This is a genomic window from Primorskyibacter sp. S187A (genome assembly GCF_049800955.1).
Lineage (GTDB): Bacteria > Pseudomonadota > Alphaproteobacteria > Rhodobacterales > Rhodobacteraceae > JAKVBH01.
Map to the genome: position 1 here is coordinate 456,977 of NZ_JBNAGA010000001.1, position 26,491 is coordinate 483,467.

At 62.4% G+C, this 26,491-nt stretch carries 29 protein-coding genes; 16 read left to right on the forward strand and 13 right to left on the reverse strand.

Annotated elements, in window-relative coordinates:
- Positions 1–234: 234 nt before the first annotated feature.
- Positions 235–978 carry a Bax inhibitor-1/YccA family protein gene (locus ACP15S_RS02345; protein ID WP_425037968.1) on the reverse strand — a complete coding sequence of 248 codons (744 nt, stop codon included), beginning with the start codon at positions 976–978 and terminating at the stop codon, positions 235–237.
- A 147-nt stretch (positions 979–1,125) separates the two neighbouring features.
- Complete coding sequence (locus ACP15S_RS02350) at positions 1,126–1,329, reverse strand: DUF1127 domain-containing protein (RefSeq protein WP_425037969.1); 204 nt, start codon at positions 1,327–1,329, stop codon at positions 1,126–1,128.
- Between the two features lie 109 nt (positions 1,330–1,438).
- Here ACP15S_RS02350 and ACP15S_RS02355 point away from each other — a divergent pair, with 109 nt between their 5' ends.
- From ACP15S_RS02355 to ACP15S_RS02370, 4 genes are all read left to right on the forward strand, one after another.
- Positions 1,439–2,299, forward strand: coding sequence for a LysR family transcriptional regulator (locus ACP15S_RS02355; RefSeq protein ID WP_425037970.1), 861 nt, complete (start codon positions 1,439–1,441; stop codon positions 2,297–2,299).
- Positions 2,300–2,403: 104 nt separating this feature from the next.
- Complete coding sequence (locus ACP15S_RS02360; protein WP_425037971.1) at positions 2,404–3,153, forward strand: EcsC family protein; 750 nt, start codon at positions 2,404–2,406, stop codon at positions 3,151–3,153.
- Between the two features lie 100 nt (positions 3,154–3,253).
- On the forward strand, positions 3,254–3,565 hold the full coding sequence (locus ACP15S_RS02365; protein ID WP_425037972.1) for a hypothetical protein: 312 nt from the start codon (positions 3,254–3,256) through the stop codon (positions 3,563–3,565).
- Positions 3,566–3,659: 94 nt separating this feature from the next.
- A complete protein-coding gene (locus ACP15S_RS02370; RefSeq protein WP_425037973.1) occupies positions 3,660–4,613 on the forward strand; it encodes a LysR family transcriptional regulator in 954 nt (317 codons plus the stop codon).
- Positions 4,614–4,656: 43 nt separating this feature from the next.
- Here the strand turns inward: ACP15S_RS02370 and ACP15S_RS02375 are convergent, their stop codons facing one another.
- On the reverse strand, positions 4,657–5,421 hold the full coding sequence (locus tag ACP15S_RS02375; protein ID WP_425037974.1) for an alpha/beta fold hydrolase: 765 nt from the start codon (positions 5,419–5,421) through the stop codon (positions 4,657–4,659).
- A 105-nt stretch (positions 5,422–5,526) separates the two neighbouring features.
- Between ACP15S_RS02375 and ACP15S_RS02380 the strand changes: the two genes are divergently transcribed.
- Positions 5,527–5,901: a hypothetical protein gene (locus ACP15S_RS02380; RefSeq protein ID WP_425037975.1), complete on the forward strand. Its 375-nt coding sequence runs from the start codon at positions 5,527–5,529 to the stop codon at positions 5,899–5,901.
- A gap of 322 nt (positions 5,902–6,223) precedes the next feature.
- On the opposite strand, the gene glyA is transcribed toward ACP15S_RS02380, so the two are convergent.
- Positions 6,224–7,519 (reverse strand): serine hydroxymethyltransferase, encoded by a 1,296-nt coding sequence (gene glyA / locus ACP15S_RS02385; protein ID WP_425037976.1) that lies wholly within the window; start codon positions 7,517–7,519, stop codon positions 6,224–6,226.
- Positions 7,520–7,696: 177 nt separating this feature from the next.
- Here glyA and ACP15S_RS02390 point away from each other — a divergent pair, with 177 nt between their 5' ends.
- Positions 7,697–8,458: an NAD kinase gene (locus tag ACP15S_RS02390; RefSeq protein ID WP_425037977.1), complete on the forward strand. Its 762-nt coding sequence runs from the start codon at positions 7,697–7,699 to the stop codon at positions 8,456–8,458.
- 431 nt (positions 8,459–8,889) lie between these two features.
- Here the strand turns inward: ACP15S_RS02390 and ACP15S_RS02395 are convergent, their stop codons facing one another.
- The 3 genes from ACP15S_RS02395 to prpE all read right to left on the reverse strand — a co-directional run bounded on the left by ACP15S_RS02395 (position 8,890) and on the right by prpE (position 11,772).
- On the reverse strand, positions 8,890–9,096 hold the full coding sequence (locus ACP15S_RS02395) for a cold-shock protein (protein WP_425037978.1): 207 nt from the start codon (positions 9,094–9,096) through the stop codon (positions 8,890–8,892).
- A gap of 164 nt (positions 9,097–9,260) precedes the next feature.
- Complete coding sequence (locus ACP15S_RS02400) at positions 9,261–9,761, reverse strand: CIA30 family protein (protein ID WP_425037979.1); 501 nt, start codon at positions 9,759–9,761, stop codon at positions 9,261–9,263.
- 121 nt (positions 9,762–9,882) lie between these two features.
- Positions 9,883–11,772, reverse strand: coding sequence for a propionate-CoA ligase PrpE (prpE, locus tag ACP15S_RS02405; RefSeq protein WP_425037980.1), 1,890 nt, complete (start codon positions 11,770–11,772; stop codon positions 9,883–9,885).
- A gap of 168 nt (positions 11,773–11,940) precedes the next feature.
- On the opposite strand from prpE, the gene ACP15S_RS02410 reads away from it, so the two are divergent.
- From ACP15S_RS02410 to ade, 5 genes are all read left to right on the forward strand, one after another.
- Positions 11,941–13,440, forward strand: coding sequence for an FAD-binding oxidoreductase (locus tag ACP15S_RS02410; protein WP_425037981.1), 1,500 nt, complete (start codon positions 11,941–11,943; stop codon positions 13,438–13,440).
- Positions 13,437–13,838 (forward strand): hypothetical protein, encoded by a 402-nt coding sequence (locus ACP15S_RS02415; RefSeq protein WP_425037982.1) that lies wholly within the window; start codon positions 13,437–13,439, stop codon positions 13,836–13,838. Before ACP15S_RS02410 ends, ACP15S_RS02415 begins: the two co-directional genes overlap by 4 nt.
- Positions 13,835–14,881 carry a hypothetical protein gene (locus ACP15S_RS02420; protein WP_425037983.1) on the forward strand — a complete coding sequence of 349 codons (1,047 nt, stop codon included), beginning with the start codon at positions 13,835–13,837 and terminating at the stop codon, positions 14,879–14,881. Before ACP15S_RS02415 ends, ACP15S_RS02420 begins: the two co-directional genes overlap by 4 nt.
- Positions 14,871–15,218 carry a hypothetical protein gene (locus ACP15S_RS02425; RefSeq protein ID WP_425037984.1) on the forward strand — a complete coding sequence of 116 codons (348 nt, stop codon included), beginning with the start codon at positions 14,871–14,873 and terminating at the stop codon, positions 15,216–15,218. The genes ACP15S_RS02420 and ACP15S_RS02425 overlap by 11 nt, the downstream gene beginning before the upstream one ends.
- Before the next feature lie 103 nt (positions 15,219–15,321).
- Positions 15,322–17,016 carry an adenine deaminase gene (ade, locus tag ACP15S_RS02430; RefSeq protein WP_425037985.1) on the forward strand — a complete coding sequence of 565 codons (1,695 nt, stop codon included), beginning with the start codon at positions 15,322–15,324 and terminating at the stop codon, positions 17,014–17,016.
- Between the two features lie 2 nt (positions 17,017–17,018).
- On the opposite strand, the gene ACP15S_RS02435 is transcribed toward ade, so the two are convergent.
- Complete coding sequence (locus ACP15S_RS02435) at positions 17,019–18,125, reverse strand: zinc ABC transporter substrate-binding protein (protein WP_425037986.1); 1,107 nt, start codon at positions 18,123–18,125, stop codon at positions 17,019–17,021.
- A gap of 98 nt (positions 18,126–18,223) precedes the next feature.
- Between ACP15S_RS02435 and ACP15S_RS02440 the strand changes: the two genes are divergently transcribed.
- The 5 genes from ACP15S_RS02440 to ACP15S_RS02460 all read left to right on the forward strand — a co-directional run bounded on the left by ACP15S_RS02440 (position 18,224) and on the right by ACP15S_RS02460 (position 22,735).
- Positions 18,224–18,703 carry a Fur family transcriptional regulator gene (locus tag ACP15S_RS02440; protein WP_425037987.1) on the forward strand — a complete coding sequence of 160 codons (480 nt, stop codon included), beginning with the start codon at positions 18,224–18,226 and terminating at the stop codon, positions 18,701–18,703.
- Positions 18,703–19,476, forward strand: a complete 774-nt coding sequence (locus ACP15S_RS02445) for a metal ABC transporter ATP-binding protein (RefSeq protein ID WP_425037988.1) — start codon at positions 18,703–18,705, stop codon at positions 19,474–19,476. The genes ACP15S_RS02440 and ACP15S_RS02445 overlap by 1 nt, the downstream gene beginning before the upstream one ends.
- Positions 19,473–20,276, forward strand: a complete 804-nt coding sequence (locus ACP15S_RS02450; protein WP_425037989.1) for a metal ABC transporter permease — start codon at positions 19,473–19,475, stop codon at positions 20,274–20,276. The genes ACP15S_RS02445 and ACP15S_RS02450 overlap by 4 nt, the downstream gene beginning before the upstream one ends.
- A gap of 72 nt (positions 20,277–20,348) precedes the next feature.
- Positions 20,349–21,797 carry a xylulokinase gene (gene xylB, locus ACP15S_RS02455; protein ID WP_425037990.1) on the forward strand — a complete coding sequence of 483 codons (1,449 nt, stop codon included), beginning with the start codon at positions 20,349–20,351 and terminating at the stop codon, positions 21,795–21,797.
- Positions 21,798–21,856: 59 nt separating this feature from the next.
- Complete coding sequence (locus ACP15S_RS02460) at positions 21,857–22,735, forward strand: LysR family transcriptional regulator (protein WP_425037991.1); 879 nt, start codon at positions 21,857–21,859, stop codon at positions 22,733–22,735.
- 10 nt (positions 22,736–22,745) lie between these two features.
- On the opposite strand, the gene ACP15S_RS02465 is transcribed toward ACP15S_RS02460, so the two are convergent.
- The 5 genes from ACP15S_RS02465 to pobA are packed head-to-tail and all read right to left on the reverse strand — an operon-like array spanning position 22,746 to position 26,489.
- Positions 22,746–23,582 (reverse strand): 3-keto-5-aminohexanoate cleavage protein, encoded by an 837-nt coding sequence (locus ACP15S_RS02465; RefSeq protein WP_425037992.1) that lies wholly within the window; start codon positions 23,580–23,582, stop codon positions 22,746–22,748.
- 6 nt (positions 23,583–23,588) lie between these two features.
- The gene (gene pcaG / locus ACP15S_RS02470) at positions 23,589–24,203 is read right to left on the reverse strand and encodes a protocatechuate 3,4-dioxygenase subunit alpha (RefSeq protein ID WP_425037993.1); all 615 of its coding nucleotides are present in this window, start codon (positions 24,201–24,203) and stop codon (positions 23,589–23,591) included.
- 2 nt (positions 24,204–24,205) lie between these two features.
- A complete protein-coding gene (gene pcaH, locus ACP15S_RS02475; protein ID WP_425037994.1) occupies positions 24,206–24,943 on the reverse strand; it encodes a protocatechuate 3,4-dioxygenase subunit beta in 738 nt (245 codons plus the stop codon).
- Entirely contained in the window at positions 24,940–25,320 is a 381-nt protein-coding gene (gene pcaC, locus ACP15S_RS02480) for a 4-carboxymuconolactone decarboxylase (RefSeq protein WP_425037995.1), read from the reverse strand. Before pcaC ends, pcaH begins: the two co-directional genes overlap by 4 nt.
- Positions 25,320–26,489, reverse strand: coding sequence for a 4-hydroxybenzoate 3-monooxygenase (pobA, locus tag ACP15S_RS02485; RefSeq protein WP_425037996.1), 1,170 nt, complete (start codon positions 26,487–26,489; stop codon positions 25,320–25,322). The genes pcaC and pobA overlap by 1 nt, the downstream gene beginning before the upstream one ends.
- Between the last annotated feature and the right edge of the window lie 2 nt (positions 26,490–26,491).

The following is a 26,491-nucleotide window of genomic DNA, read 5'->3' on the forward strand; positions in this document are numbered from 1 at the left end:
CGCTTGTGGGAGAGTGACTGTTTTTACTCGCGCCCTGTGTGCCGTGTGTCCCGGCGCGCAGGTGCGCATGTGTCATCTTCCCCCACGTTCAGTGTAGGATCATTCGCCACATTTCCCAAGTCGATAATGCGTGAGCAGGAGGAAGAGTTCCATGCAGAGGTCCTGCCGCGCCCAAAAGAAAAACCCCGCCGCGAAGGTCGCGACGGGGCCGTGTCTCAAGGCTGTGACGCGGGATTACTCGCGTTGGCCAAAAAGTTGCAGGAGCATCATGAACATGTTGATGAAGTTCAGGTAGAGCGACAGGGCGCCCATGATCCCGGATTTCGCCATCCACTCCTGATCCCCATGATGGGCATGGGCCAGGTAGGTGTTCTTGATGTTCTGCGTGTCATACGCTGTGAGGCCTGCAAAGATCAGCACACCCAGCACGGAGATCGCAAACATGATCGCGGGTGACCCCAGGAAAATGTTGATGATCGACGCAACGACCAGACCGATCACACCCATGATCAGGAAAGAACCCCAGCCGGAGATGTCCTTCTTGGTTGTGTAGCCCCAGAGGGACAGACCTGCGAAGGCGATCGACGTCACGAGGAAGACTTGCGCAATCGAGAAGCCAGTGAACGCGACGAAAATCCACGCGAGGGACAGGCCCATCACGGATGCGAAGACATAAAAGAACGTCTGCGCTCCCGCGGCGGAAAGCCGGTTGATCGCGGCACCAAAGCCAAACACCATGGCCAAGGGGGCAAACATCACGATCCAGCCCAGAATGTTTGGCGAAAGCGTGACCGGGTCACGGAAGACGCTCAGCAGAGCGGGGCTTGTGCCCACCGCCCAAGCCACGGCGAACGTCAGCAACATGCCAATCGACATGGTTGCATAGACTTTGTTCATGTGGGCGCGCAGGCCCTCATCAATCTGAGCGGCGCCAGCGCGCGCGCCCGTTGCCGATCTGATCGAATTATACTCAGCCATCAGGTCCTCCAAGCTGCAATCTCACCCCCACCACAGAGGGTTTGGATGAGATATTGGCAGTCATGGCCCCGTTTTCAAGGAAAACCGGTGCGGCAGATGTAGATTTTGACGCAAATTGTCAGGAACTGCTGCCAAACTCTACAGGGATCAGCGCGTCCAATGGGACGGGACGTCCCACGCAGGGCGATTTGCTTCCGAGGCCGCATCGCTGCGAGACAGGCCCATATCGCGCAATTGCGCGTCATCCAGACGGCTGAGGTCGCGGCGCTGGCGGGCGAGCGCCAACATGTCGCTCAAACGCGGGAAGCGGCGGATCGAGGCGGGGCGGGTCTGTTCAAGAACGAAGGTCATTGGTGCAATCCTGATGAAAGCGCGGGTTTGTATTTCGATGCTTGATATATGCATCGTGGCGGGATATTTTGAAAACGAATGTTTTTGAAATTATATATCAGGAAATGTGATGAGAAATCTGGACGTGACCGTACTCCGCTCCTTCGTGGCCGTGGCGCAATGCGGAGGCGTGACCCGCGCGGCGGGGTTTCTGAACCTCACGCAATCAGCTGTGTCGATGCAGCTCAAGCGGCTTGAGGAGCTGATGGGGCTGGAACTGCTCGACAGAACCGGTCGGGGCGTCGCTCTGACAAGTGCGGGCGAACAGCTTCTTGGGTATGCGCGACGCATGGTCAGTCTCAATGACGAGGCGTTTGCGCGGCTGACACATCAGGATTATGCGGGCGAAATCACGCTCGGTGTGCCCCATGATATCGTCTACCCTGTGATCCCGCGCGTTTTGCAACGGTTCAGCGCAGAGATGCCGCGTGTAAGGGTTCAAATGAGCACGACCTACACGACGAAACTCAAGAGACAATTCGCCGCCGGCCAGCTCGCCCTGATGCTGACCACAGAGACCGGGGCCGAGGCCAGCCTTGATGCGCAGGTTCAGACGCTGACGGAAATTCCCTTGCGCTGGTTTGGCGCGCCGCAGGGGCAAGCCCACAAGCACAGACCCCTGCAACTGGCCATGGGCCGGGTCTGCGGTTTTCGCCCCGGCGTGATCGCGCGGCTTGAGGCGGCGGGCATCCCTTGGGAAAACGCCGTAGACACGGACAGTGACCGCACGATTGAGGCCACAACCAGCGCTGATCTGGGGGTGACGGCCTTGCTTGATGGCACAGCGCCACCGCAATTGGCGGAGATCACGGCCTCAGATTTACCCGAGCTCGATCTTCATAAGATCAACCTCTATGGCCTCGGCCGCTCACCGGACACTCCAGTGGCGCGTCTGGCGGAGATGATCCAGGAAGGCTACGGCACGCTTTAGCGGCCTACCTGGGGGCATGCGCTGCCTGCGGGCTTGAAAAAACGGTCCTGCACACAAATGTAAATCTGCATAACATTTAGTGCAGCCGAGGAATTGCGTTGACCATGACACCAACTGACCTGATCTCGAAGGAGGCTGACGCGGAGCTGCAGAGCCTGGCCGCGCGGTATGCGAAGGCGGGCGGGGTCGGTCTGCAAGTTCTCAATATGCTGGGCGGGCAGGCGGAAAACCTGCTCGAGCGCCTGCCGGATCCTGTCAAATCCGGGCTGGAGGGCGCAACCGAGCGCGCGTTGCATGTGGCCCTGGAGACAGCCCAACACTCCCGCACCCGCATTCCCGATGCCGCGCCTTGGCTGAACCGCGCGGTTACGACGGCCATGGGCGCTGCCGGCGGCTTTGGCGGCTTGCCCTCGGCGCTGACCGAGTTGCCGGTGACCACGACGATCCTGCTGCGCACGATCCAGGGCATTGCAGAGGAAAACGGGTTTGACCCGGCAGAGGAAGCGGTGCGTCTGGAATGCTTGCATGTGTTCGCAGCCGCCGGTCCGCTGGAGCAGGATGACGGGGCCAATATGGCGTTTCTCGCGGCACGGGTAACGCTCACAGGCTCGACCGTTCAGGGCCTGATCGCCCGGATCGCGCCGCGCCTTGCGACTGTCTTTGGGCAAAAACTCGCCGCGCAGGCTGTGCCCGTTTTGGGGGCCGCCGCGGGTGCGGCCACAAACTACGCCTATACCTCCTATTATCAGGAAATGGCGGCTGTGCACTTTGGCCTGAAGCGCCTCGCCCGGGATCATGGGGTGAGCGAAGATATCCTTCTGGAGCGCCTCAAACTGGCTTTGTCCAAGTCGTGAATTGAAAAGCGCGGGCACTTGTCCCATTTTGAGGGCGAGGAAGCTGTGCGGTGTAATCAGAGGCTCAAGCCCAAAGACCGCGCAAAGTGGCGAGGCAGCTATGATCCGACCTATGACGATGGCCCTGTGCGCAGGGTTGATGATTTCGATCTTCCCCGGTGATCTCCATGCCGGGCCGATCTCGCGGGCCTGCCTCAAAGCGGACAGACCGGCGGCCAATGCGCGGCTGTGTCGCTGCATTCAGGCAGCCGCTGACCGCGATCTGTCGCGCGCGGATCAGCGTCTGGCCGCCGGATTTTTCCGTGACCCCCATCGGGCGCAGGAAATCCGACAATCCGACAGGCCCTCGCATGAGCGCTTCTGGGAGCGCTACAAGCGGTTTGGCGCGCGCGCGCAGGCCATGTGCGGCTGATCCCATCGCGGGTTGCTCAATTAAGTAAATCCAAAAAGAGATTGTATTCGCGCCGTCCGCGTTTCATGACAGGTGAAACGTCAGGGAGGCGGGCATGCTGCCCAAAGGTGTGACATTGCGCGGGCTGGAGGTCTTTGATGCGCTGGCCCAAACGGGCTCGGTCGCCCAAGCCGCGCGCATGACCGGGCTCAGCCAACCGGCCGTCAGCCAACAGATGAAAAACCTTGAAAGCGCGCTGGGCACCGATCTGCTGGATCACACCCGCCGCCCCATGCAGCTGACACCGGCGGGCCGCTCCTATCACGAGCGCACACAGGCGGTCCTGCGAGAGTTGCGGCTGGCGCAATCAGAGCTGGTGGTGATGGATCTCAGTGACATCAGCTTGCTCAATCTGGGCATGATTGATGATTTCGACAATGACGTCACCCCGCGGCTGGCCACGCTGCTCGCGGAAAGCCTCACGCGGTGTACCGTCAAGCTGATCACGGGCTCCAGCTACGGCATTCTTGACGCTGTCTCGGCGCGCAACCTGCACGCGGGCGTCGCGGCCAGCACGGGAGATCACATTGAAAACGTGCGGGAATATCCCCTCATGTCGGATCCCTTTGTGCTTGTGGCGCCGCGCGATGCGGGCGCGGATACAGGGCGGATCACCGAAGATCTGCCGTTTATCCGCTATGACGCAGAGCAATTGATCGCGCGCCAGATCGCTGCGCATTTTGCCAGAGAGCAGTTGATGCCGCCATCACGCTTCGAGATCGGCGCGCATCTGGCCCTCATGGCGCTGGTGGCACGCGGCGCGGGCTGGGCGTTGACGACAGCGGCAGGCTACATGCGGGCGGCGCGCATGCATGACACGCTTGCGGCGCATCCTCTGCCTACAGCACCGTTCTCGCGCACGCTGTCGCTCTTCGCGGCAGAAGACTGGTCTGACGATGTGCCGCGCGATGTGGGCTCAGCTGTGCGGCAATTGATGCAGGAGCAGGTCATTATTCCCGGTGAAACGGCCATGCCCTGGCTGAAAGGCGCATTGCGCGTACTGGATTGAATCGGCGATTGCGCAGCCTGCCTTCACTTTTGAGATTTTGAAATCAATCGTCGCTTGCCGCAAGGAAGGCGCGCACCGATGCCTCGAATTCACGCGGTTTTTCCGCGTGCAGCCAGTGCCCCGCCCCTTGCAGTTTGGCGAACCGGGCTTTTGGGAACAGCGCGCGGATGGTGGGGCGATGTTCGGGCAGAACATACTCCGATTGCGCGCCGGTGAGAAACAGGGTCGGATTGGCGAACTGGCCCGAAACCTCCGGAAAAGACAGGATATCGGCCATGTTCTGCGCCAGTTGATCCAGATTGAGCCGCCAGCGCTTGCCCGCGACGTCCAGAGACTGCGTGAAAAAGCTCTGAAGGACGGGGTCGTCGACGTGATCTGCGAGTTGGGCCATTGCATCGGCGCGTTTCGTGACGCGGGCGAGGTCTACCGCGCGCATCGCGTCGATGTATTGCATCTGGCTATGGCTGTACGCCACTGGCGCAATATCGGCGACGACGAGGCGGCGCAGCATCTGTGGGGTCTGCAAGGCCAGGACCATGGCCGCTTTGCCGCCCATGGAATGCCCGATCATGTCGGCGCGGCCGCCGAAATGCTGGACAACCGCGCGCAGATCCTCCGCCATGGCGGGGTAGGTGTGCGGCGCGGCCCAATCGCTCTCGCCATGATTGCGCAGATCCACGGCGATGACATGCCGTTGGTCCGCGAGCCGCTTTGCGATCACCCCCCAATTACGGGCCGAGCCATAGAGCCCGTGCACGATGAGAAGCGGCACGCCGCTTGCGCTGCCATGTTCGATGATGTTCAACATGACCGCTGCTTAGCGCAGTGCGCCACGCGGGGCCAGACCCGGCCCGGGCTCGCGGATGCGGCGGGTTGTCTTGAGCCTGCTGCCGCTGCCGCGTAAGAGAGCGCTATGAACGAAAGTCAGGTGATAGAGGCCAAGGCGGCGCGGGTGTCGGCTTTGATCGAGGAGAAACTGGGCGTTCGTGGGCCTGATCTCAAGCGGCAGGTCACGAAGCTGGGGCGCCGCGTGCCGCGCGCGGTGCGCAATGACATTCAGGTTCTGGCGCATGCGGTGGATTTCGTGGGCCATCCGAAGCTTTCCCGGCAAGTCAACCTCGAGACGCTGTCACAGGCCGAAGATCGGATTGTGGCCTACCTTGCCCCCATCGACCCCAAAGACCGCCGCCGGGACGCCATCTTGGGCTGGTTGGGCAGCAATGCCTTCAACTTGCTGGTGCTTTTCGGCCTGACCGTCTTCGTGCTACGCGCGCGAGGGTATCTCTGAAGCACTTCGATGGAAGCCTGATACATCGCGCATCAGGAAAATCACGAGCAGGCAGGTGATTGGCAGTGTTTTCGTGATCCAGGTTTTTCGTGAAGCGCTATAGCGCGCAAATGGTGAGGCTGTGCGCAGGTGTTGTGGCCTGTCCGAAAACACCCAGAGCAATAACCAAGGCTGTTACCCAGATCGGGGGATTGAAGGTGCGTGTCATCAAAACTCTCCGCGTTGCATCCTGAGAATAGAACGCAGCCGCAGACATTTTCCGTCGCCAAAATGTAAATGGGCGCCCCGGTGGGACGCCCATTTGCAGGTTTCTGGAGTGGGTTCAGAGGTTCGGATAAATCGGGAAACGTGCGCAGAGTGCCTCGACTTCCGCTTTCACCTTGGCCTCAACGGCCGCATTACCTTCCTCGCCATTGGCCGCCAGACCATCGACGACTTCGAGAATCCAGTCCGCGATCTGGCGGAATTCCTGTTCGCCAAAGCCACGCGTTGTGCCCGCGGGCGAGCCCAGGCGGATACCCGAGGTGACCATCGGTTTCTCGGGATCAAACGGCACGCCGTTCTTGTTGCAGGTGATATGCGCGCGGCCGAGCGCTTTTTCGGTTGCATTGCCCTTCACCCCTTTGGGGCGCAGATCCACAAGGACGACATGGGTATCTGTGCCATGGGTGATCGTGTCCAGCCCGCCTTTGATGAGCTGATCCGAGAGGGCCTGCGCATTCTTGATGACGTTCTGGATGTAGGTCTTGAAATCGGGCTGCAATGCTTCGCCAAAGGCCACGGCCTTGCCCGCGATGACATGCATCAGGGGCCCGCCTTGAATGCCGGGGAAGATGGCGGAGTTGAACTTCTTGGCCAGCGCCTCGTCATTGGTCAGGATCATGCCACCCCGCGGACCGCGCAAGGTCTTGTGCGTCGTGGTTGTCGCGACATGGGCATGGGGGAAGGGCGAGGGATGCTCACCCGCGGCCACGAGGCCCGCGAAGTGGGCCATATCCACGTGCAGGTAGGCGCCAACGCTGTCGGCAATCTCACGCATCTTGGCAAAGTCGATCTGACGCGGGATGGCGGAGCCGCCTGCGATGATCAGCTTCGGCTGGTGTTCTGTGGCCAGAGCCTGCACCTGATCATAATCGAGCAGATTGTCTTCTTTGCGCACCCCGTACTGGATGGCATTGAACCACTTGCCCGACTGATTTGGCCTGGCGCCATGGGTCAGGTGCCCGCCGGCATCAAGGCTCATGCCAAGGATCGTGTCGCCGGGTTGCAGCAACGCTGTAAAGACACCCTGGTTGGCCTGGCTGCCGGAATTTGGCTGCACATTGGCAAAATCGCATCCGAAGAGCTTGCAGGCCCGTTCAATGGCGAGGTTCTCGGCGATATCCACAAACTGGCAGCCACCGTAGTAGCGCCGCCCGGGATAGCCTTCGGCGTATTTGTTGGTCATCACACCGCCCTGGGCTTCCATGACGGCAGTGGAGACGATGTTTTCCGACGCGATCAGCTCAATCTCGTCGCGCTGGCGGCCCAGCTCGAGATCCATTGCCTTGGCAATTTCCGGATCGGTCTCGGCGAGTGACTTCGTGAAGAAGCCAGTATCACGATGTGGGGCATTCATAAGGCGGTCTCCCTCGGGCAGCGTGGAACAATATTGCGCGTGATTATCCAGTTTTGAGCGTATCGAAAAGACTTGAAAGCGACGATTGCCGAATTACGCGCGTCACGGCTGGTGCTCATCGGCGGTTTGTGATTGTTTCAATCCAACCTTGTAGCCCTTCGGAAACGTCCCGCCAACATGACCCTACGCATCGCATTTGCGGCCTCCCAGACGCCTCTGGCGCAATCCGCCAAGGCGGCCCTGTCGGCCCGCTATGGCGATCATGCGGCGGAGGGGGCGGATGTGATCGTGGCCCTGGGCGGAGATGGTTTCATGCTCCAGACCTTGCATGGCACGCAGTCCAATCCGGCGCCTGTCTACGGGATGAACCGCGGGACCGTTGGCTTCTTGATGAACGAGTATTCCGAGGCCAACCTGCCTGAGCGGCTCGAAGCTGCGGTGGAAGAAGTGATCAACCCGTTGTCCATGCATGCCAAAACGGCAGAAGGCGGGGCGCATCATGCCTTGGCGATCAACGAGGTGTCGCTGCTGCGCGCGGGGCCTCAGGCCGCCCGACTGAGGATTTCGGTCGACGGCAAGGTCCGCATGGCCGAGCTTGTCTGTGACGGCGCGCTTGTGGCGACGCCGGCGGGATCAACGGCCTATAACTTCTCCGCGCACGGTCCCATCTTGCCCATCGGCTCGGACGTTCTTGCGCTGACCGCCATGGCGGCCTTCCGTCCGCGCCGATGGCGCGGCGCGCTGCTGCCAAATACCGCCCGGGTTCGTTTTGAGGTGCTCGATCCGGAGAAGCGCCCTGTCATGGCGGAGGCGGATTCGCGCTCCGTCACCAATGTGCTCACTGTGGACATCCAGTCCGAACCCAGTATCGCCCATCGCATCCTCTTCGATCCCGAACACGGGCTGGAAGAGCGCTTGATCCGCGAACAATTCGTCTAACGCCACGCCCAGTGGCCCGCCACGTGTGGGGCACGGGCGGGGTGGGCTCTTTCGCGTGTCATGTGAAGCAAGAAGCGGCGCCGCCGAACTGCGGAGAGTGCCACGCGGGCGCTGGGCCTGCGTGTGCTGCCTTGGCTGCGAAACCCCCGCGAACATCTGCCCGCGCGACATATGGGGTCGCAAATCTCCTGTCTTGCCAGCACCGGGCGGTTGTCTGCCCGGCGGATCGATCGCGCAAGGCTTTCGCATGAAAACCCTCACCACCACGTCACCAATGCGCCCGATCAGACAGAGCAAGCGCAACACATCCCCTTCATCTTGCCCGAAAAACTCCCCCCGGAGGGCCGCTTCGCCAAAAATCCCTGTGGCACAAGAAAAAAGCGCCCACAGCAAGCTGCAGGCGCCTTCAAAAGTATCACTGTCCCAGTGACTTACGCGAGCTCGATATTGCCCGCGCTTTCGCGACCGTCACGGCCGGTTTCCAGCTCGTAGGTCACTTTTTGATTGTCCGCGAGGCTCTCCAGCCCGGACCGCTGCAGCGCACGGATGTGAACAAACACGTCCTTGCCGCCACCTTCCGGTGCGATGAAGCCATAACCTTTATCGGTGTTGAACCATTTTACGGTGCCTTCGGCCATCCCGTATCTCCTTCATTATTTTCGGTCCGCAAAATGCGACCGTATCGGCAGTGGTGCATAATCGAGAGCATCAGTCGCCGGTAAGGGAAGACAGGTATCGATAGCTTGGCACGTCGTGCGCCCCTAGCGCTATGGGGTGGCGCGTTGATTGTAAAGTGGAAAACTCAGGGAATTGCGGCAAAGGCGCGCAGAGAGACATTTGCATCATGGTCCCGCCCATACGCCACAAGCGCCACAGATCGGATGCTCTCGGGCGCAGGCAGGCGCGGCAAAAGTGGCCCGGAGGCGGTAAAATCGCTCCAGAGAAGCGTGATCTCCTGCCATTCACGGGTGCTTGCAAATGTGGCTTGATAATATTGCCAGGGCAGGCGCGTTGCGCGGGTGCGCAGGTGAATGAAGTACTGCTGACCGTCCCCGCGGACTTGCAGGCGCAATCCGGTGCTGCTTTCGGAAAACGGCCCGGTGTCAGCGCGCGCCTGAATGAAGCCGCCATTGTTGGCCGTACTGACGCGACCCGTCAGACGCAGCGCATCGTTCGTGATCTCGGCTTGTCCTTCAGAGACGCCGCCCATGACTTGATCGGAAAAATAGCGCCAATCGAATTGGGTAATCGGGTCGGCCATGGCGGCACCTGTGCTCAGCGCGAGGCAAAAAAGAAGTCTCATGGGGATCGACTTAGCGCGCCGGCCCGGGATCGACAGCCGCAGTTCTCAGAGACCGGGGATGACAAAACCCCGCAGAAGAGCTGCGGGGCATGTCTATTTCACAAAGGTCGTTCAGGTGCGTTTATTTTGCGTAGCCGATGCTCTGCAGGGCCTGCTTGATCTCGTCGAGGATCACGGGATCATCAATCGTCGCGGGCATCTTGTAAGGCGTGCTGTCGGCAATGGAGACCATGGTCCCGCGCAGAATTTTGCCGGAGCGTGTCTTGGGCAGGCGGTCCACAACGACCGCGAGTTTGAACGCGGCGACGGGCCCGATCTTTTCGCGCACCAGTTTGACCACCTCGGAGACGACCTCCGCATGGGGTTTGTTGCAGCCCGCATTGAGGCACAAAAAGCCCACGGGCAGCTGGCCTTTCAACTGATCCGTGACGCCGATGACCGCGCATTCGGCAACGTCCGGATGCCCCGCGAGGACCTCTTCCATGCCGCCCGTGGACAGCCTGTGCCCCGCAACATTGATGACGTCATCGGTGCGCGCCATGATGTAGAGATACCCGTCCTCATCGATCATGCCCGCATCGCCGGTCTCGTAATAGCCGGGGAAGGTCGTCAGATAGCTCTTTTTGAAGCGCTCCTCCGCGTTCCACAACGTTGGCAGCGTGCCGGGGGGCAGGGGGAGTTTGACGGCAATCGCGCCCAGCTCGCCGGGGGGCATGGGGTGCCCGCCTTCATCGAGGATCTGCACGTCATAACCGGGCATGGCCACAGAGGGCGAGCCGATCTTGACGGGCAGCGCCTCGATCCCCAGCGGGTTGGCGGCGATGGCATAGCCGGTCTCGGTTTGCCACCAGTGGTCGATCACCGGCACGCCGAGTTGATCCTGCGCCCATTCGATCGTGTCCGGATCGGCGCGCTCGCCCGCGAGAAAGACCGCGCGCAGCCCGCTGAGATCATATTTCTTGACGAACTCGCCCTTCGGATCTTCGCGTTTGACAGCGCGGAATGCAGTGGGTGCGGTGAAGAAAGACTTCACATCATGCTCCGCGATGACGCGCCAGAACGTGCCTGCATCCGGCGTGCCCACGGGCTTGCCCTCAAAGACAATCGTCGTGTTGCCCGTGATCAGCGGGGCGTAACAGATGTAGCTGTGCCCCACGACCCAGCCCACATCGGAGGCCGCCCAGAAGACCTCTCCGGGATCGACGTTGTAGATGTTCTTCATCGTCCAGTTGAGCGCCACGAGATGCCCGGCTGTATGGCGCACAACGCCCTTGGGCGCGCCTGTGGTGCCGGAGGTGTAGAGGATGTAGGCCGGGTGGTTGCCCTCCACGGGCACACAGTCTGCCGGTGCAACGCCTGCCTGAAAGCCATGCCAGTCATAGTCGCGCCCATCGATGAGCTGGGCCACTTCCTGTTCGCGCTGGAAGATAACGCAGAAGTCGGGCTTGTGAGTGGCCAGCTCAATCGCGCCATCGATCAGCGGTTTGTAATGCACGGTCCGGCCCGGTTCGAGCCCGCAAGAGGCCGCGATAATGGCCTTTGGCTTGGCATCATCGATCCGCACGGCCAGCTCATTGGAAGCAAAGCCGCCAAAGACAACCGAGTGGATTGCGCCCAGACGCGCACAGGCCAGCATCGCCTCCAGCGCTTCGGGCACCATGGGCATATAGATGATGACCCTGTCCCCTTTCTCGACGCCTTTGGCGCGCAGCGCGCCCGCAAGTGAGGCGACACGGTCGCGCAGCTCGGCGTAGCTCAGCTCATGTTTGGAATGTGTGATGGGGCTGTCGTGGATGATGGCAATCTGATCGCCGCGCCCGGCCTCCACATGACGGTCCACCGCGTTCCAACAGGTGTTGACCCTGCCATCGGCAAACCACTCGTAGAGATGCTCTCCCTTGTCAAACAGAGCGCGCGATGGCTTTTGCTCCCAGTCAATGGCCTCAGCCGCGTCCATCCAGAACTGCTCCGGATCAGCTTTCCACGATGCGTAAACCTCCGAAAACCCCATATCACGTCCCTCCTCGACACTTGTTGCGCGAGGTAAAGCGCGAAGTGCTGTTGCATGCAATGCGGCCAAAAGGTCCCGTTTGCGCAAACAAGGTCAGGTTTTCCCTACTCGTGGGGCGCACTTATGGTGCATAGCTCTGTGATACGACGCGAGAGGCAGGAAAGAACGATGCTGAAACTGACGCGCAGGGCAGCTTTGCTTGGAGGCGGGGCCTGGATCGGGGCGCTGGCGGCCAACAGGTGGGACCAGAACCTGCCATCCACCGATGGCACGCGCGCATTGGCGCAAAGCACGGGCGAGACTACGGGCGAGCAGATCCTCAATGATGCCTCCGAGCTGTCCGCCACGCCGGTTCACCGCCATGTGATCCTGTCGGAAAACCCCGACACCACGCTCATCACCCGGTTGCGCGCGGAGATGAAGGAGGCCGCGGCGGAGGGGCGTCCTGTGAATGTCGGTGCCGCGCGGCACTCCATGGGCGCGCAGGCCATTCCACGGGAGGGCCACGCCATTACATTCGACAATGGTCTGGTCGAGATTGATGCCGATGCCGGGACCTATCGCTGCCACGCGGGCGCGCGCTGGTCACAGGTGATTGATGCGCTGGATCCCGCAGGTCTGTCACCAGCCGTGATGCAATCCAACAACGATTTTGGCGTCGCGGCGACGTTCTGTGTCAACGCCCATGGCTGGCCCGTCCCCTATGGGCCAATGGGCGCGACGGTGCGCGCGTTCCGGCTGCTCCTGCCCTCGGGAGACGTGGTCAATTGCTCGCGGTCCGAGAATGTCGATCTCTTCAACCTGACACAGGGCGGCTACGGTCTGACGGGCGCCATCATCGACATGGTGGTCGATGCCGTGCCCAACCAGCGCCTCGTGCCCACTTTCGAGACCATGCCGGCCGAAGCCTTCGCCCGGGCCTTCGCGCAGGCGGTCCGCGACAGCGAAGTCAATATGGCCTACGGGCGGCTCAACGTGGACCGCGCGAACTTCCTGCAGGATGCCCTTCTCGTGACCTACCGCGCGACGCAGGATCAGGAGGATCTGCCCGCCGCGCAAGGATCGGGCAGCATGTCGCATATGGCGCGCCACATCTACCGCGCGCAGCTTGGCCGCGAACGGATCAAGCGCGCGCGCTGGTGGTTTGAAGCCGATCTCGCGCCGCGCATCGCTGGCGGCGCCACAACGCGCAATTCGCTGATCAATGAGCCTGTGGTGACGCTGGCGGACAATGACCCGGGCCGCACGGATATCCTGCATGAATACTTCGTGCCATTTGACCGGTTCGCGGACTTCCTCGAGGCCTGCCGCGAGGTGATCCCTGCGAGCTACCAGAGCTTTCTCAATGTCACGCTGCGCTTTGTGGACCGTGACGCGGAGAGCCTTCTGTCTTACGCCACAACGCCGCGCATTGCCGCTGTCATGAGCTTCAGTCAGGAAAAAACCGCCCGGGCCGAGGCGGATATGGCACGCATGACGCAGGCCCTCATCGCGCGCATCTCGGCGATTGGCGGGGCCTATTATCTGCCCTATCGCCCGCATGCTACGCGCGGCCAGTTTCTGCGCACATACACGCGCGCCAGCGCCTTCGCGCAGCAAAAACGCGAGGTCGATCCCGGCCTTCTCTTCCGCAACCACCTTTGGGACATGTATATGAGCGCGCTATGACCGGACTTCAAAAACTCTGCATTGGCTATTTCGTGGCGCTTATGATCGCCGCCTCGCTGAACTATATCCCGGGTCTGACCAATGAGAACGGGCTGGCCTTTGGCATCTTTGCGCTCGACCTCTATGACGATGCGCTGCATGTGGCCTCGGCGCTTTGGGCGCTGGGCGCCGCGCTGGTCTCGCACCGCGCGGCGCGGACCTTTCTGATCCTGTTTGGCGCGGCCTATCTGGCTGATGGCGTGTTTGGTATTTTCACAGGCTACGGTTTTCTCGATCTGGGCATCTTCACCCATGACAGTCTCGGGTTTGATCTGTCGCTGCCGCGCATTCTGGCCAATGTCCCGCATCTGGGTCTGGGCGGGATCGCGCTTGTGGCGGGTCTGCGCGCGCGGACATGATCTGGCGGTGGTTCAAGCGCGGCCTGCTGGGGCTGCTTGTGCTGGTCCTCGGGCTGTTGGCGCCCGTGGGCTACGTGGAGCTCGCGTGCCGTGGGGCCGACGCAGGCCGGGCCTACACATCGCCTTTGCCTGCCGAGCATCGGCGGTCCGAGGCCCGCACGTTGATGACCTATCCGGAATGGCACATCGTGCATGCCTATGACGACTACGCAGAGGTCATTTCCAACGGGGATCCTCATCACTTTGGCTTCCTGCAAGCCATTGCCAGCTTCTGGACGACCACCTGCGCGCTGACCGAGGCGTCTGCCTCCCACGGTGGTGTCGACGGGCAAACCAAACAGATGGTCTATGTCATTGGCGTCTCTTTCACAGCAGAGCTTCTCGCCAAAGCCGCTTATGAGGAAACTATTGGCCGTCTCTTTGCGATGATGCGGGGGGCCACGCGCGCGCCCCTGGATGCGCTTTCCGCAGAGCAGGCGCGGGGCTATGCGGCCTTCCTGCAGCAGATCCCCTGGTACAGATGGGACTTCCGCGCCGACCGCGCCGCGCTGGATGCGGCGGCCACAAATGCTCTGCGGGACCGGGAGCGCCGCATCGCTCTGGGGCTCGAATACGGCGCCAAGGCCGCCTATGCCGAGGTGATCGCCTCCGCCGTCGCGGCCACGGGCGCGGATGCGCTGCGCCTGCGGATGATTGTCTCGGGCGTCACTCAGGAGGTGCTGACGGCGCAAGACGATGTGCAAATCATTGCCGCGCGCGCCGACGGCCTCGAGATCGAGACCCCGCGCTATCGCCAGTTGACGGGCTATCTGGCGGATTGGGCCTCCGCCGGGGCCGCATTTGTGGACATTGCGGGCAATGACGATATCCTTTTGACCGCAACGTCTTCATCACCCACGCACCCCGGCGCGCTGGCCAGCTTCGCGCGGCAGGGGTACGGAGACTACAGGCATCTGATCCTGCTCAAAGTGTCCGATCTGGGGGAGACGCTGCGCAATATGGCCGCTCAAGGGCTCACATTGGAGCATGTGCATGACTACTGAAACCAAAGGGCGCGACGATCCGAGCGCGGGCAGGCTGCTGCGAACCGTGGCGATTGCCGTGCCTTTTGTGCTTGTGGGCTGGCTTGCGGTGTTGAGCCTTGTGGCGCGGTTCTCCGACGTGGCGCCGGCTTATGTCGTGCTCTATCCGAGTCGGGAGTTTGTCCGCGCGCTGCCCGAGGATGCGCGTATCGCGTATTATCGCCCCCATGGCATCACATTACAGAGCGAGGAGCCGGGATTTGCCGCGCGCCTCTATGCGGCGGGAGCGCTCCTGGTCTTGCCCGCAGGCCTGCCGGGCTGCGTGCCCTTTACCAAGGATGCCAGTGCCCAGAGCTGACGCCTGTTTGGTGTGCTGCGCAGTTTTACACCCCCCGTGTTGACCTGGCCCGCGCCATCGCGTGACATGGGCCGGAGAACAGGGCGTCACAGGAGGCGAGGCCATGGCTGATCTGGAAACCCGAATTGCGCAGGCCCGGGGCGATGTATCGGCGGATCTTGTGCTGCGTGGGGGGCAGGTCTTCTGCGTTGTCACTGGCGCGCTGATCCCCGGCGATGTCGCGATCTGCGGCGATACGATCGTTGGCATTGGCGCGACATATGAGGCGCAGCGCGTCATCGACGTCTCGGGGCTGACGCTGGTGCCAGGCTTTATCGACACGCATCTGCATATCGAGAGCTCCTGCATCACGCCTTTTGAATTTGACCGCTGCGTCACACCGCTGGGCGTCACGACCGCGATCTGCGATCCCCATGAGATTGCCAATGTCATCGGGGCGGCGGGCATCCGCTACTTTCAGCAGGCCTCGGAGCATACGTTGATGGACATTCGCGTCCAGCTTTCCTCCTGCGTGCCCTCGACTGATATGGAAACCTCCGGCGCCACGCTGAACGCACAGGACATCGCCGCCCTGATGGGCCATCCGTCCGCCATTGGCCTTGCGGAATTCATGAATTACCCCGGTGTGATCCACCGAGACCCGGACGCCATGGCCAAGCTGCGCCTGTTCGAGGGGGGGCATATCGACGGGCATTGCCCGCTCCTGTCCGGCAAGGATCTCAACGCCTATGTGACTGCTGGCATCCGCACCGAGCATGAAGCGACCACCGCTGATGAGGCGCGCGAGAAGCTGCAAAAAGGCATGCGTGTCCTGATCCGTGAGGGCTCTGTCTCCAAGGACCTCGACGCGCTTGCGCCGCTTTTGAGTGAGACCACCAGCGCCTACATGTGCCTGTGTACCGATGATCGCAATCCGCTCGACATTGCCGAGGAGGGCCATCTCGATTCCATGATCCGACGGCTGATCGCCAAGGGCGTTACGCCTCTGGCGGTCTATCGCGCCGCCTCGCTCTCGGCCGCGGAAGCCTTCGGGCTCAAGGATCGGGGCCAGATCGCGCCGGGCAAACGCGCCGATGTCGTGGCGCTGGACAGTTTGGAGAGCGCGCGCGCGCAATTGGTCCTCACCGCAGGGCGTCTGGCCGATGCCGAGGCGTTTGCCGCGCGGGCCCATGTGCCTCCGGTGGGACGCGCATCGGTCAAGGCCCCGAGGGTTCGCGCCGACAGTTTCCGCCATGCGGCCAACCGGGCGGAGACCGATGTCATCGGTATCCTTCCGGGCAAGATCATCACCGAACACCTGCGCGAACAGGTCATGCCCGAGGCCGGAGACAAGCGGCCCGATCCGTCCCGGGATCTCGCGCGCGTCGCTGTCATCGAGCGGCACGGAAAGAACGGCAATATCGCGACCGGGTTCGTACGCGGTTTTGGCCTGCAAAGAGGCGCCATCGCCGCCACGGTCGCCCATGATCACCACAACATCGTGGCCATCGGTGCGGAGTACGAAGATCTGGCTGCTGCGGTAAACCGGTTGAGCGAGATCGAGGGGGGCTTTGTCGTGGCGCAGGGCGGGCAGGTGCGCGCAGAGCTGCCGCTGCCCTTGGCGGGGCTGATGTCTGACGAACCTTTTGAGGCCGTGCGCCTGCGCCTTCTTGCGCTCCGAAAGGCGGCCCGCGATCTGGGTGTCACGCTGGAAGAGCCGTTTTTGCAACTGGCCTTCGTGGCTTTGCCGGTCATCCCGGCGCTGAAGATCACGGACCGGGGCATGGTTGATGTCACCCGGTTCGAGATCATTCCCTAGCCTCAGGAAGCGCAGCCCGCGTAGGCCTCCGCCACGGATGTGAGCAGGTCGCCATAAAGCTCCGGACCCGGGGTGAGCGTGCTGCCCAGCGGATCCAGTGAAACCCGGGTCAGCGTTGCGGGCAGGAATGTATCTGCGCGCTGCGTATTGCTGGCGGGATCGAGGAACAGGCAGGTGATCGATGTCTCCGCCAGAACCACCGTCAATTCTTGCAGATGCGAGGGGCTGGCAGGCGCGCCCGTGGCAAGGCTGAGCGTGCCTGCCGGGGTCAGCCCGAAGGCGTCTTCGATATAGCGGTAGCTGTCGTGGTCCACGAGGAAGGCCACGTCCCTCAGAGGCTCTGCGGCGTCACGTAGCATCTCTGATTTGGTCGCAAGCGTGGCCGCAAACGCTTCAGCGTTGGATTGGTACGTGGCCGCATTGTCCGGATCAATTTTTGCGAGATGATCCGCGAGCGCAGTGGCGATGATGACGGCATTGGCCGGATCGAGCCAGAGATGCGCATCTTCGGGGCCGTGGTTGTGGCCGTGATGCGCGTCATGCTTGGCGTGATCGTGCTCGTCATGGTCATGTTCTTCATGCTTGGCGTGATCGTGGTCGTCGTGGTCATGCTCTTCATGTTTGGCATGATCGTGGTCGTCGTGGTCATGCTCATCGTGCTTGGCATGGTCATGATCGTCGTGGTCATGCTCATCGTGTTTGGCATGGTCGTGCGCGTCGTGATCATGCCCGTCGCCAGTGCCGAAATCTTCCAGCGCACGCATAGGCAACAGCTCGATACCGGCCATCTCCTGTGCGGTCAGGCGCGCGGCGTTTGTCGCCAGATTATCGAGGGGTTGCTCCAGCCATGGCGTCAATACAGGCCCGACCCACAGCACAACATCCGCATTGCTCAACGCGCGCGCTTCTGACGGCCGCAAGGCATAGCCATGGGGATCCGCCCCCGGCGGCAGCAGAAACTCCGGCGTGGACACGCCCTTGGTTACGGCCGCGGCCATGGAGTGTAGCGGCAGGATATCCGCCACCACGCGCGGCGGTTCTGCATACGCAATTTGACCTGTGACGATCTGACCAGTGGCGATCAGCGAAGCAAACAAAGGGAGGCGCATCGGGTATCCTTGTTATGTTGTAACATTTTCGCCTCTTGTAGAGTGTTACTTTATATCATATCAACCCCAAAAGAGACCTGAACCAAGGCGGAGGGCCCATGGACAGCCTGGGATTTTCCCCACACGACCATTCAACCTGCATTTCCGATGCGATTGACAAGGCAACGCGCCATTGCGCGGAGGCCGGGGTGCAGCTGACGCCCACGCGCCGTCGGGTGTTGGAGATCTTGCTCGAACAACATCGCGCCATGGGGGCCTATGAGATCCTCGATATCCTGCGCGCAGATGGCCTCTCTGCGCAGCCGCCTGTCGCCTACCGCGCCCTGGATTTCCTTGTGGCGCAAGGCTTTGCGCACAAGATCGAACGGTTGTCGGCCTTCGTAGCCTGCGCGCATCCCGGCGAGGACCACTTGCCAGCCTTTTTGATCTGCACCCAATGCGAGCATGTGGCTGAAGCCAGTGCCGATGTGCCGCCCGGTGCGCTCAGGTCGATGGCGGATGCCGCGGGATTTGCGATAGACCGGACGGTTGTTGAGGCCACGGGCACCTGTCCCAATTGTCAGGGTGAGGCGCAGTGATGAGCCTTGTCGAGTTGCAGAACATGACAGTGAGCCACGGCGCCGTCGCGGTCCTGCGCGATGTGAATTTCGCCATAGAGCGGGGTGAGATCGTTACGATCGTCGGGCCCAATGGCTCCGGAAAATCGACCTTTCTGCGCGCCGTGATCGGGGCGCTCGTGCCGTCTCGCGGGCAGGTTTCGCGCGCGCAGGGGCTCCGCATCGGCTATGTGCCGCAGAAGCTCTCGATTGACCCGACCCTGCCCATGACGGTGCGCCGCTTTCTCGATCTGCCGCGCCGCGTCAGCGCAGAAGACGCGGAAGTCGCCTTGCGTCAGGCCGGCGCGACAGGGCTTGCGCGTCAGCAGATGTCCGCGCTCTCGGGCGGGCAGTTCCAGCGGGTGCTTCTGGCCCGCGCGCTGTTGTCTGATCCCGACTTGCTCATTCTGGATGAGGCCACACAGGGGCTCGATCAGCCCGGCTCTGCTGCCTTTTACCGCCTGATCGAAGATCTCCGCCAGCGCCTTGGCTGCGCGGTTTTGATGGTAAGCCATGAATTGCATGTGGTGATGGCGGCCTCGGATCGTGTGATCTGCCTCAACGGCCATGTCTGCTGTGAGGGCGCGCCGGAGCAGGTGGCGCAAGCGGACGAATACCGTGCGCTCTTCGGGACGGGCACGGGCGGCGCGCTGGCGCTTTACCGCCACGAGCATGATCACAACCACGATGCCTGCGATCACGACCATGACCATCTTCACGCCAAACCCGCCGCGCTCAAGGAGCCCGCGGAATGAGCTGGCTCGATGATTTCATGGTGCGCGCGGCCCTCGCGGGGCTGGGCGTGGCCATTGCGGCGGCGCCGCTGGGGTGCCTCGTGGTCTGGCGCCGGATGGCTTATTTCGGTGATGCCACCGCCCATGCCGCGATCCTGGGCGTGGCGCTCTCGCTGGCGCTGTCGATGAACCTCTTTGTGGGCGTGCTGGCCGTGGCCTTGGCCATGGGGCTGATGGTGGGATCGCTGAGCGAGCGTCGGTTTGCGCTGGATACAGTGCTGGGCGTGCTGGCCCATGCGGCCCTCGCGGTGGGGCTTGTGGCGGTCTCGCTTCTCTCGGGCGTGCGGGTGGATCTCTCGGCCTATCTCTTTGGCGACATTCTGGCCGTGGGCCGTTTTGATCTCGCGGTGATCTGGGGCGGGGTCTTGATTGTCCTGGGGCTGATGTGGTGGCGCTGGCAGGCGCTTTTGACGGCAACGCTCTCGCCAGAGCTGGCCATGGCAGCTGATCTCGATCCCCGCCGCGAGACGCAGATCCTGACGCTGGCGCTGGCGGTGGTCGTGGCTGTGGCGATCAAGGTCGTGGGGGCGCTGTTGATTGGCGCCATGCTCCTGATCCCTGCGGCGGCGGCGCGGTCCTTGTCCAATACGCCCGAACAAATGGCCCTCCTTGCCGCTGGTCTGGGTGGCGTGTCCGCCGTGGGCGGCATCCAGCTGTCTGCGATGTTTGACACGCCATCGGGCCCGACGATCGTCTGTGTGGCGGCGACCCTCTTTGCCGTGACATCGCTGGGGGGCCTGCTCAAGACCCTCGTACGATAGGCCCGCGCGCAATCGGCTTGTGATGCGCGCGCGCTTGCGCTCAATTAGGGGCGCAGGAGCGGGAGGAATGAGATGTTTCTAGGCATCGATTTGGGCACATCGGCGGTCAAGGTCATTGCATGGGACGGCGAGGATATACGCGCACAGGCCAGTGTCGGCCTGACCGTGAGCTCGCCCCATCCCGGTTGGTCGGAACAGGACCCCGGCAGCTGGATCACCGCCACAGCGCAGGCCGTGGCCGATGTGGCCCAGCAGATTGATCCTGCAGGTATCAAAGGCATTGGCCTGTCCGGCCAGATGCACGGGGCCACGCTTCTGGGCGCGGATCACCAGATCCTACGGCCTTGCATCTTGTGGAATGACAGCCGCTCTGCTGCCGATTGCGCCACGCTGAGCGAGCGGGCACCGCAGATCGCGCAGGTCGCCGGTGTGCCGCCCATGCCCGGCTTCACGGCGCCCAAGATCATGTGGCTGAAACGCGCCCAGCCCGAGACCTATGCCGCGTTGCGCCATATCCTTCTGCCCAAGGATTACGTCGGCCTGTGGCTGCACGGCGCCTTGGCGACGGATCGCTCAGACGGGTCTGGCACGCTCTGGCTTGATGCACAGACCGGCGACTGGGATCCGTCGCTCTGTGCGGCCAGCGACACCGATATGGATTGGTTGCCCAAGGTCTATGCGGGAACCGACGAGGTCGGCCAATTGCGCGCGGAGGCTGCGGCGCAGATTGGTCTGCCTGCGGGCATTCCCATCTATGCGGGCGGAGGTGATGCGGCCACGGGCGCTGTTTCGGTTGGTGCGGTGGCGCCCGGGCGCGGCTTCATCTCGTTGGGCACATCGGGGCAGGCCTTCCTATGTACGGACGCGCATCGCCCGAACCCGGCGCAAATGGTCCATGCCTTTGCCCATACACTGCCCGGCGGGCATTACCAGATGTCCTGCCTGCTCAATGGCGCGCGGCCCTTGGCCTGGATGGCGGAGGTTCTGGGGTGTGAAGCCGGAGATGTCGTCACAGCGGCGCAAGAGGCCAATATTGCCCGCGCACCCACCTGTCTGCCCTATCTCACCGGCGAGCGCAGCCCCCATGGTGATCCGACGATCCGCGGCGCCTTCATCGGCCTGGAGGACAGCACCGGGCGGGCGGAGATGGCCTATGCGGTCATGGAAGCCGTAGCCTTTTCCATGGCAGATGCCACAGACAGTTTCGGCGGCAGCCTGGATGCCGCGCCCTACCTGCTGGCCGTCGGCGGCGGTACGCGGAGCGACGCGCTTCTCCAGATGATTGCCGATGCCACAGGGCGGCGACTCGGCCGCGCAGATGGGGCGGAAGCCGGGCCGGCGCTGGGAGCGGCGCTGCTGGCCGCGCGCGGGGCAGGCGCGGTGGATGACACCCGATTGGCCACCATGCCCGACGTGACGACCTGGTTTGAGCCTGCGGCCCGCTCGGAGACATCGCTGCGCCGCCAGGAGCGCTTCCGCGCAAGCTACAGGGCTCTGGCCCCGCTTTTCGCAGACGGGTGATCGAGCAATTCTTTCGAAAATAAGATTGTTATTTCTCGACCCATCTGTTTGATGGATTAATGAGCGAGTTCAACTACCATCACCTGAGGTACTTCTGGGCTGTGGCCCATGAAGGCAACCTGACGCGCACGGCGGAGCGGTTGAACCTGTCGCAATCGGCGGTCTCCACCCAGATCAAACAGCTGGAAGCCTATCTGGGGCACGCGCTTTTTGAGCGCCGGGGGCGGCAACTTGTTTTGACCGAGGCGGGGCGCATTGCGCTTGATCATGCGGATGCGATCTTCTCGACGGGGCAGGAGCTGCTCAGCACGTTGCAGGACAAGGGGCGCACCCGGCAGGCCATTCGCATTGGATCGTTGGCGACGCTGTCACGCAATTTTCAGATGGAATTTCTGCGCCCGATCCTCGGACGGCAGGACGTTGAGATTGTCATGCGTTCGGGCACAAGCGCGGACCTGCTCACGGCTTTGCAATCGCTCAACCTCGACGTCGTGCTGATCAACCAGCCGCCCGCGCGCGACGCGGTTACGGCTTTTGTCTCGCACAGGCTCTTCGAACAACCTGTCAGCCTTGTGGGCACGCCAGAGCGCGTGGCGGAGACGCGTGACGTGGTGGCGCTTTTGTCCAGCCAGCCGGTGATCCTGCCTGTGGCGGATACCGGGATCCGGATCGGCTTTGATGCCTGGACCCATAGCCTCGGGCTCAGGCCACAGATTGCGGCGGAAGTGGATGACATGGCGATGATGCGTCTGCTGGCGCGTGAGGGGGTGGGGCTTGCGGTGCTGCCGCCCATTGTCGTGCAGGACGAGTTGAGCAACGGGCGCCTCATCGAGGTCGACCGCATGCCCAATATCGGTGAGACGTTCTACGCGGTCACGATTTCACGGCGCTTCCCGAATCCTATTCTGGCGGATTTGCTGGATGGGCGCGTAATCTGAGGTCCTGATCCTAGGCCGCTGGCGCCAGCCCCAGAATGTCCCGCGCCTGAGCGCAGCTGGCCACGGGGCGCTCATGACGTGCGCAGAGGTCGACCGCGCGCCCAACAAGGGCGGCGTTGGACGGCGCCAGCGTTTCACGATCCAGCCGGACGTTGTCTTCAAGGCCGGTGCGGGCATGCCCTCCGGCGGAGATGGCCCATTCGTTCAGGACAATCTGATTGCGCCCGATCCCGGCAGCGCACCAGGGCGCATCCGCGCCAAAGAGCCGCCGGGTGGTCTCGACATAGAAATCAAACACCTGCCGGTCCACGGGCATCGCGTTTTTGACGCCCATGACAAACTGCACATAGGGCGTGCCAACGAGCTGGCCTGCATCCGCCATTTCACGCGCGCGGAAGATATGGCTGAGATCGAAAGCCTCAATCTCGGGTTTGACATCATAGGTGATCATCTCGCGGGCCAGCCAATCGACCAGATCGGGCGGGTTCTCATAGACGCGGGTTGGGAAATTGTTGGAGCCCACGGCGAGCGAGGCCATGTCAGGGCGCAGGGGCAGCATGCCGCCGCGCTCCGCACCTGCGCCGGAGCGCCCGCCAGTGGACAGCTGGATGATCATGCCGGGGCAATGGGCCTCAATCCCCTCCTTGAGCGCGGCAAAGCGGTCAGGGTCGGAGGTCGGCGTTTCATCATCATTGCGCACATGACAATGGGCGATGGTGGCACCTGCCTCAAAGGCGGCATGGGTGCTCTCGATCTGCTCTGTGACCGTGATGGGCACCGCCGGGTTGTCCGCCTTGCGGGGCACCGAGCCTGTGATGGCGACGCAGATGATACAGGGTTGGGTCATGGGGCCTCAGATATCAAAGAAAACGGTCTCGGAGGGACCTTGCAGGTGAATGTCAAACCGGTAAGCCCCGGGGCCCTCAGGCTGGGCCAGCAACGTGGCCACGCGGGAGCGATGCTCGATCCGCGCCAGCAAGGGGTCGGTGGCATTGGCCTCGGGCTCATCTGCGAAATAGAGGCGCGTGTGCAGACCAATATTGATCCCGCGCGCCACGATCCACGCCGTGATATGCGGGGCTTGCAGACGCCCGTCTGGAAAGGGCACGCGCCCGGGCTTGACCGTCTCGAAGCGGAAAGCGCCGGTCTCAAGATCGCTGGCGCAGCGGCCCCATCCCGTAAAGTTCGGGTCGGCCTGCCCGCGCGTCTCATTGGCGGAGGCAAAGAGGCCTGCGTGATCGGCTTGCCAGATCTCGATCATCGCATCGCGCAGCGGTGCGCCCATGCCGTCAAAGATCGTGCCGTTGATCGTGATTTCCTCCCCCTGAACGGGGCCGCGTTTCATCGTGGCACCCAGATCGCTGCCATAGATCCCGAGACCTGCGACATCAGGCGTGCAGCCGATATGGACGTAGGGCCCTGCGGTTTGCGAGGGCGTTTCGCGCAGATCATCAAGCTTTTGCACCATGGCTAGAGACCCTCCGGGCGGTTTTCGAAATAGCTTTGCCGCCGTCCGCGCAGCACAATGTCGAACTTATAGGCCAGCGCATCCATGGGTAGCGTATGGTTCATGTCGAGCGGTGCAGTCAGCGCTTCAATCGCCTCCTGGCTCCCCAGCGCGCCGACGATGGGGCAGCGCGCGATCAAAGGGTCGCCTTCGAAATACATCTGCGTGATCAGTCGCTGGGCAAAGCCGTGGCCAAAGAGCGAGAAGTGAATATGCGCCGGGCGCCAGTCATTCATGCCATTGGGCCAGGGGTAGGGTCCGGGCTGGATCGTGCGGAACGCGTAGCGCCCCTCAGCATCGGTTATCGTGCGCCCGCAGCCGCCGAAATTTGGATCGAGCGGCGCGAGGTAGCTTTCGTTCTTGTGGCGATAGCGCCCGCCCGCGTTGGCCTGCCAGATCTCGATCAGCGCGCCCGGAACAGCCCGACCCGTCTCGTCACACACACGCCCATGCACGATGATGCGCGGGCCAATAGCGGTTTGATCCCGGGCCGCGAAATTCAGCGTCAGGTCATTGTCGAGCGGGCCGATCAGGTCGTGTCCGAAGACCGGCGCGGTCTCTTCGCTGAGTGTGGAGGGAAAGGAGAGCAGGGCAGCCTGTGGGCTGCGCTTGATGGAGGTCTTGTAGGGGGGCGTCAGGGCATCGGGCTGCCAGCTCCTGTCGCGCGGGATATAGCCGCCGGGTTTGGGCACGTCGCTCACAGCTCTACTCCCATCTCGCGGTAGGTCTCTTTCGCCAGTTTGATGGCATGATTGGCCTTGGGCACACCCGCATAGACCGCCACATGCATCAGGGCCTGCATAACCTCCTCGGGGCGGGCCCCGGTGCTTTGCGTGGCGCGGATGTGCATGGGGATTTCGGAGACACTGCCAGTGGCTGCGAGCAGGGCGAGGGTCAGCAGCGAGCGGTCTCGGTGCGAGATCGTCTCATCGGCCCAAAGCGTGCCCCAGGCGCTCTCGGTGATCAGGTTCTGGAAGGGCGTATCGAAAGCCGTGCGCGCGGCTTCGGCCTGCGCCACATGGGCCTCACCCAAAACCGCACGGCGGACCTGCATGCCTTTGGCGTGTTTGTCTGTCATCAATATGGAAGCCCCACGTAGTTTTCCGCCATCGCCCTTTGCGCCGCCGTGTTGGAGCGCAGAAAATCAAGATCCGCGATCTGCATCTTGAGGTCAAATGCGGTTTGATCGGGGAAGCGGTGCATCATGGTGGAGAACCACCACGAAAACCGCTCCGCCTTCCAGACCCGCGCCAAGGCCTTGCTCGAATACGCATCCAGCCCTGTGTCTGATCCTGTCTGGTAGAATTGCGTGAGCGCTTGCCAGAGGTAGTGCACATCGGAGGCTGCGGTATTGAGGCCCTTGGCGCCCGTGGGCGGGACGATGTGGGCCGCATCGCCGCACAAAAACAGCCGCCCCCATTGCATGGGCTCCGTCACGAAAGAGCGCAGCGGCGCGATGGATTTCTCGATGGAGGGCCCGGTGACAAGGGCTGCGGCAATCTCTGCGGGCAGCCTGCGTTGCAGCTCTTCCCAAAAGGCCGCGTCGCTCCAATCCTCCGGGCGATCATCGAGGCGGCATTGGATATAGTAACGCGAAAGATTGGCATTGCGCATCGAGCACAGGGCAAAGCCGCGCGGCGAATTGGCGTAGATCAACTCGTGATTGACGGGCGGCGTCTCGCTCAGAATGCCAAGCCAGCCAAAGGGATAGACCTTCTCGTATTCGCGCCGCACATCCTCGGGGATTGTCTTGCGGCTGACCCCGTGAAACCCGTCGCATCCCGCGATGAAATCGCAGCGTAGCGCCTGCTCAGCGCCTTCCATCTGGTAGTGTATGACCGGGCTGTTCGTCCTGGCCCCCTCGATACGGACATCGGACACCTCATGGTGAATGATCCCGCCCGCCGCGTCGCGCGCGTCATAGAGATCGCGGGTCACCTCCGTCTGGCCATAAACTATCACCGGCGTGCCGGTATGGGCTTTGAAATCAATGCGAAACATTTCGTCGCCGTAGGAGATTAATGTGCCGTCATGGGCGTATCCCTCCGCGTGCAGACGGTCCGCGCAGCCCGCAGCCTCCATCAGCCCGACCAGCCCCTGCTCCAGAACGCCCGCGCGGATGCGGCCCAGCACGTAATCCTTCGTCTGGCGTTCCAGCACGACGCTGTCGATCCCGCTTTTGTGCAAAAGCTGCGACAGGAGCAGGCCGGACGGCCCGCCTCCGATGATGGCGACTTGCGTTTTCAACC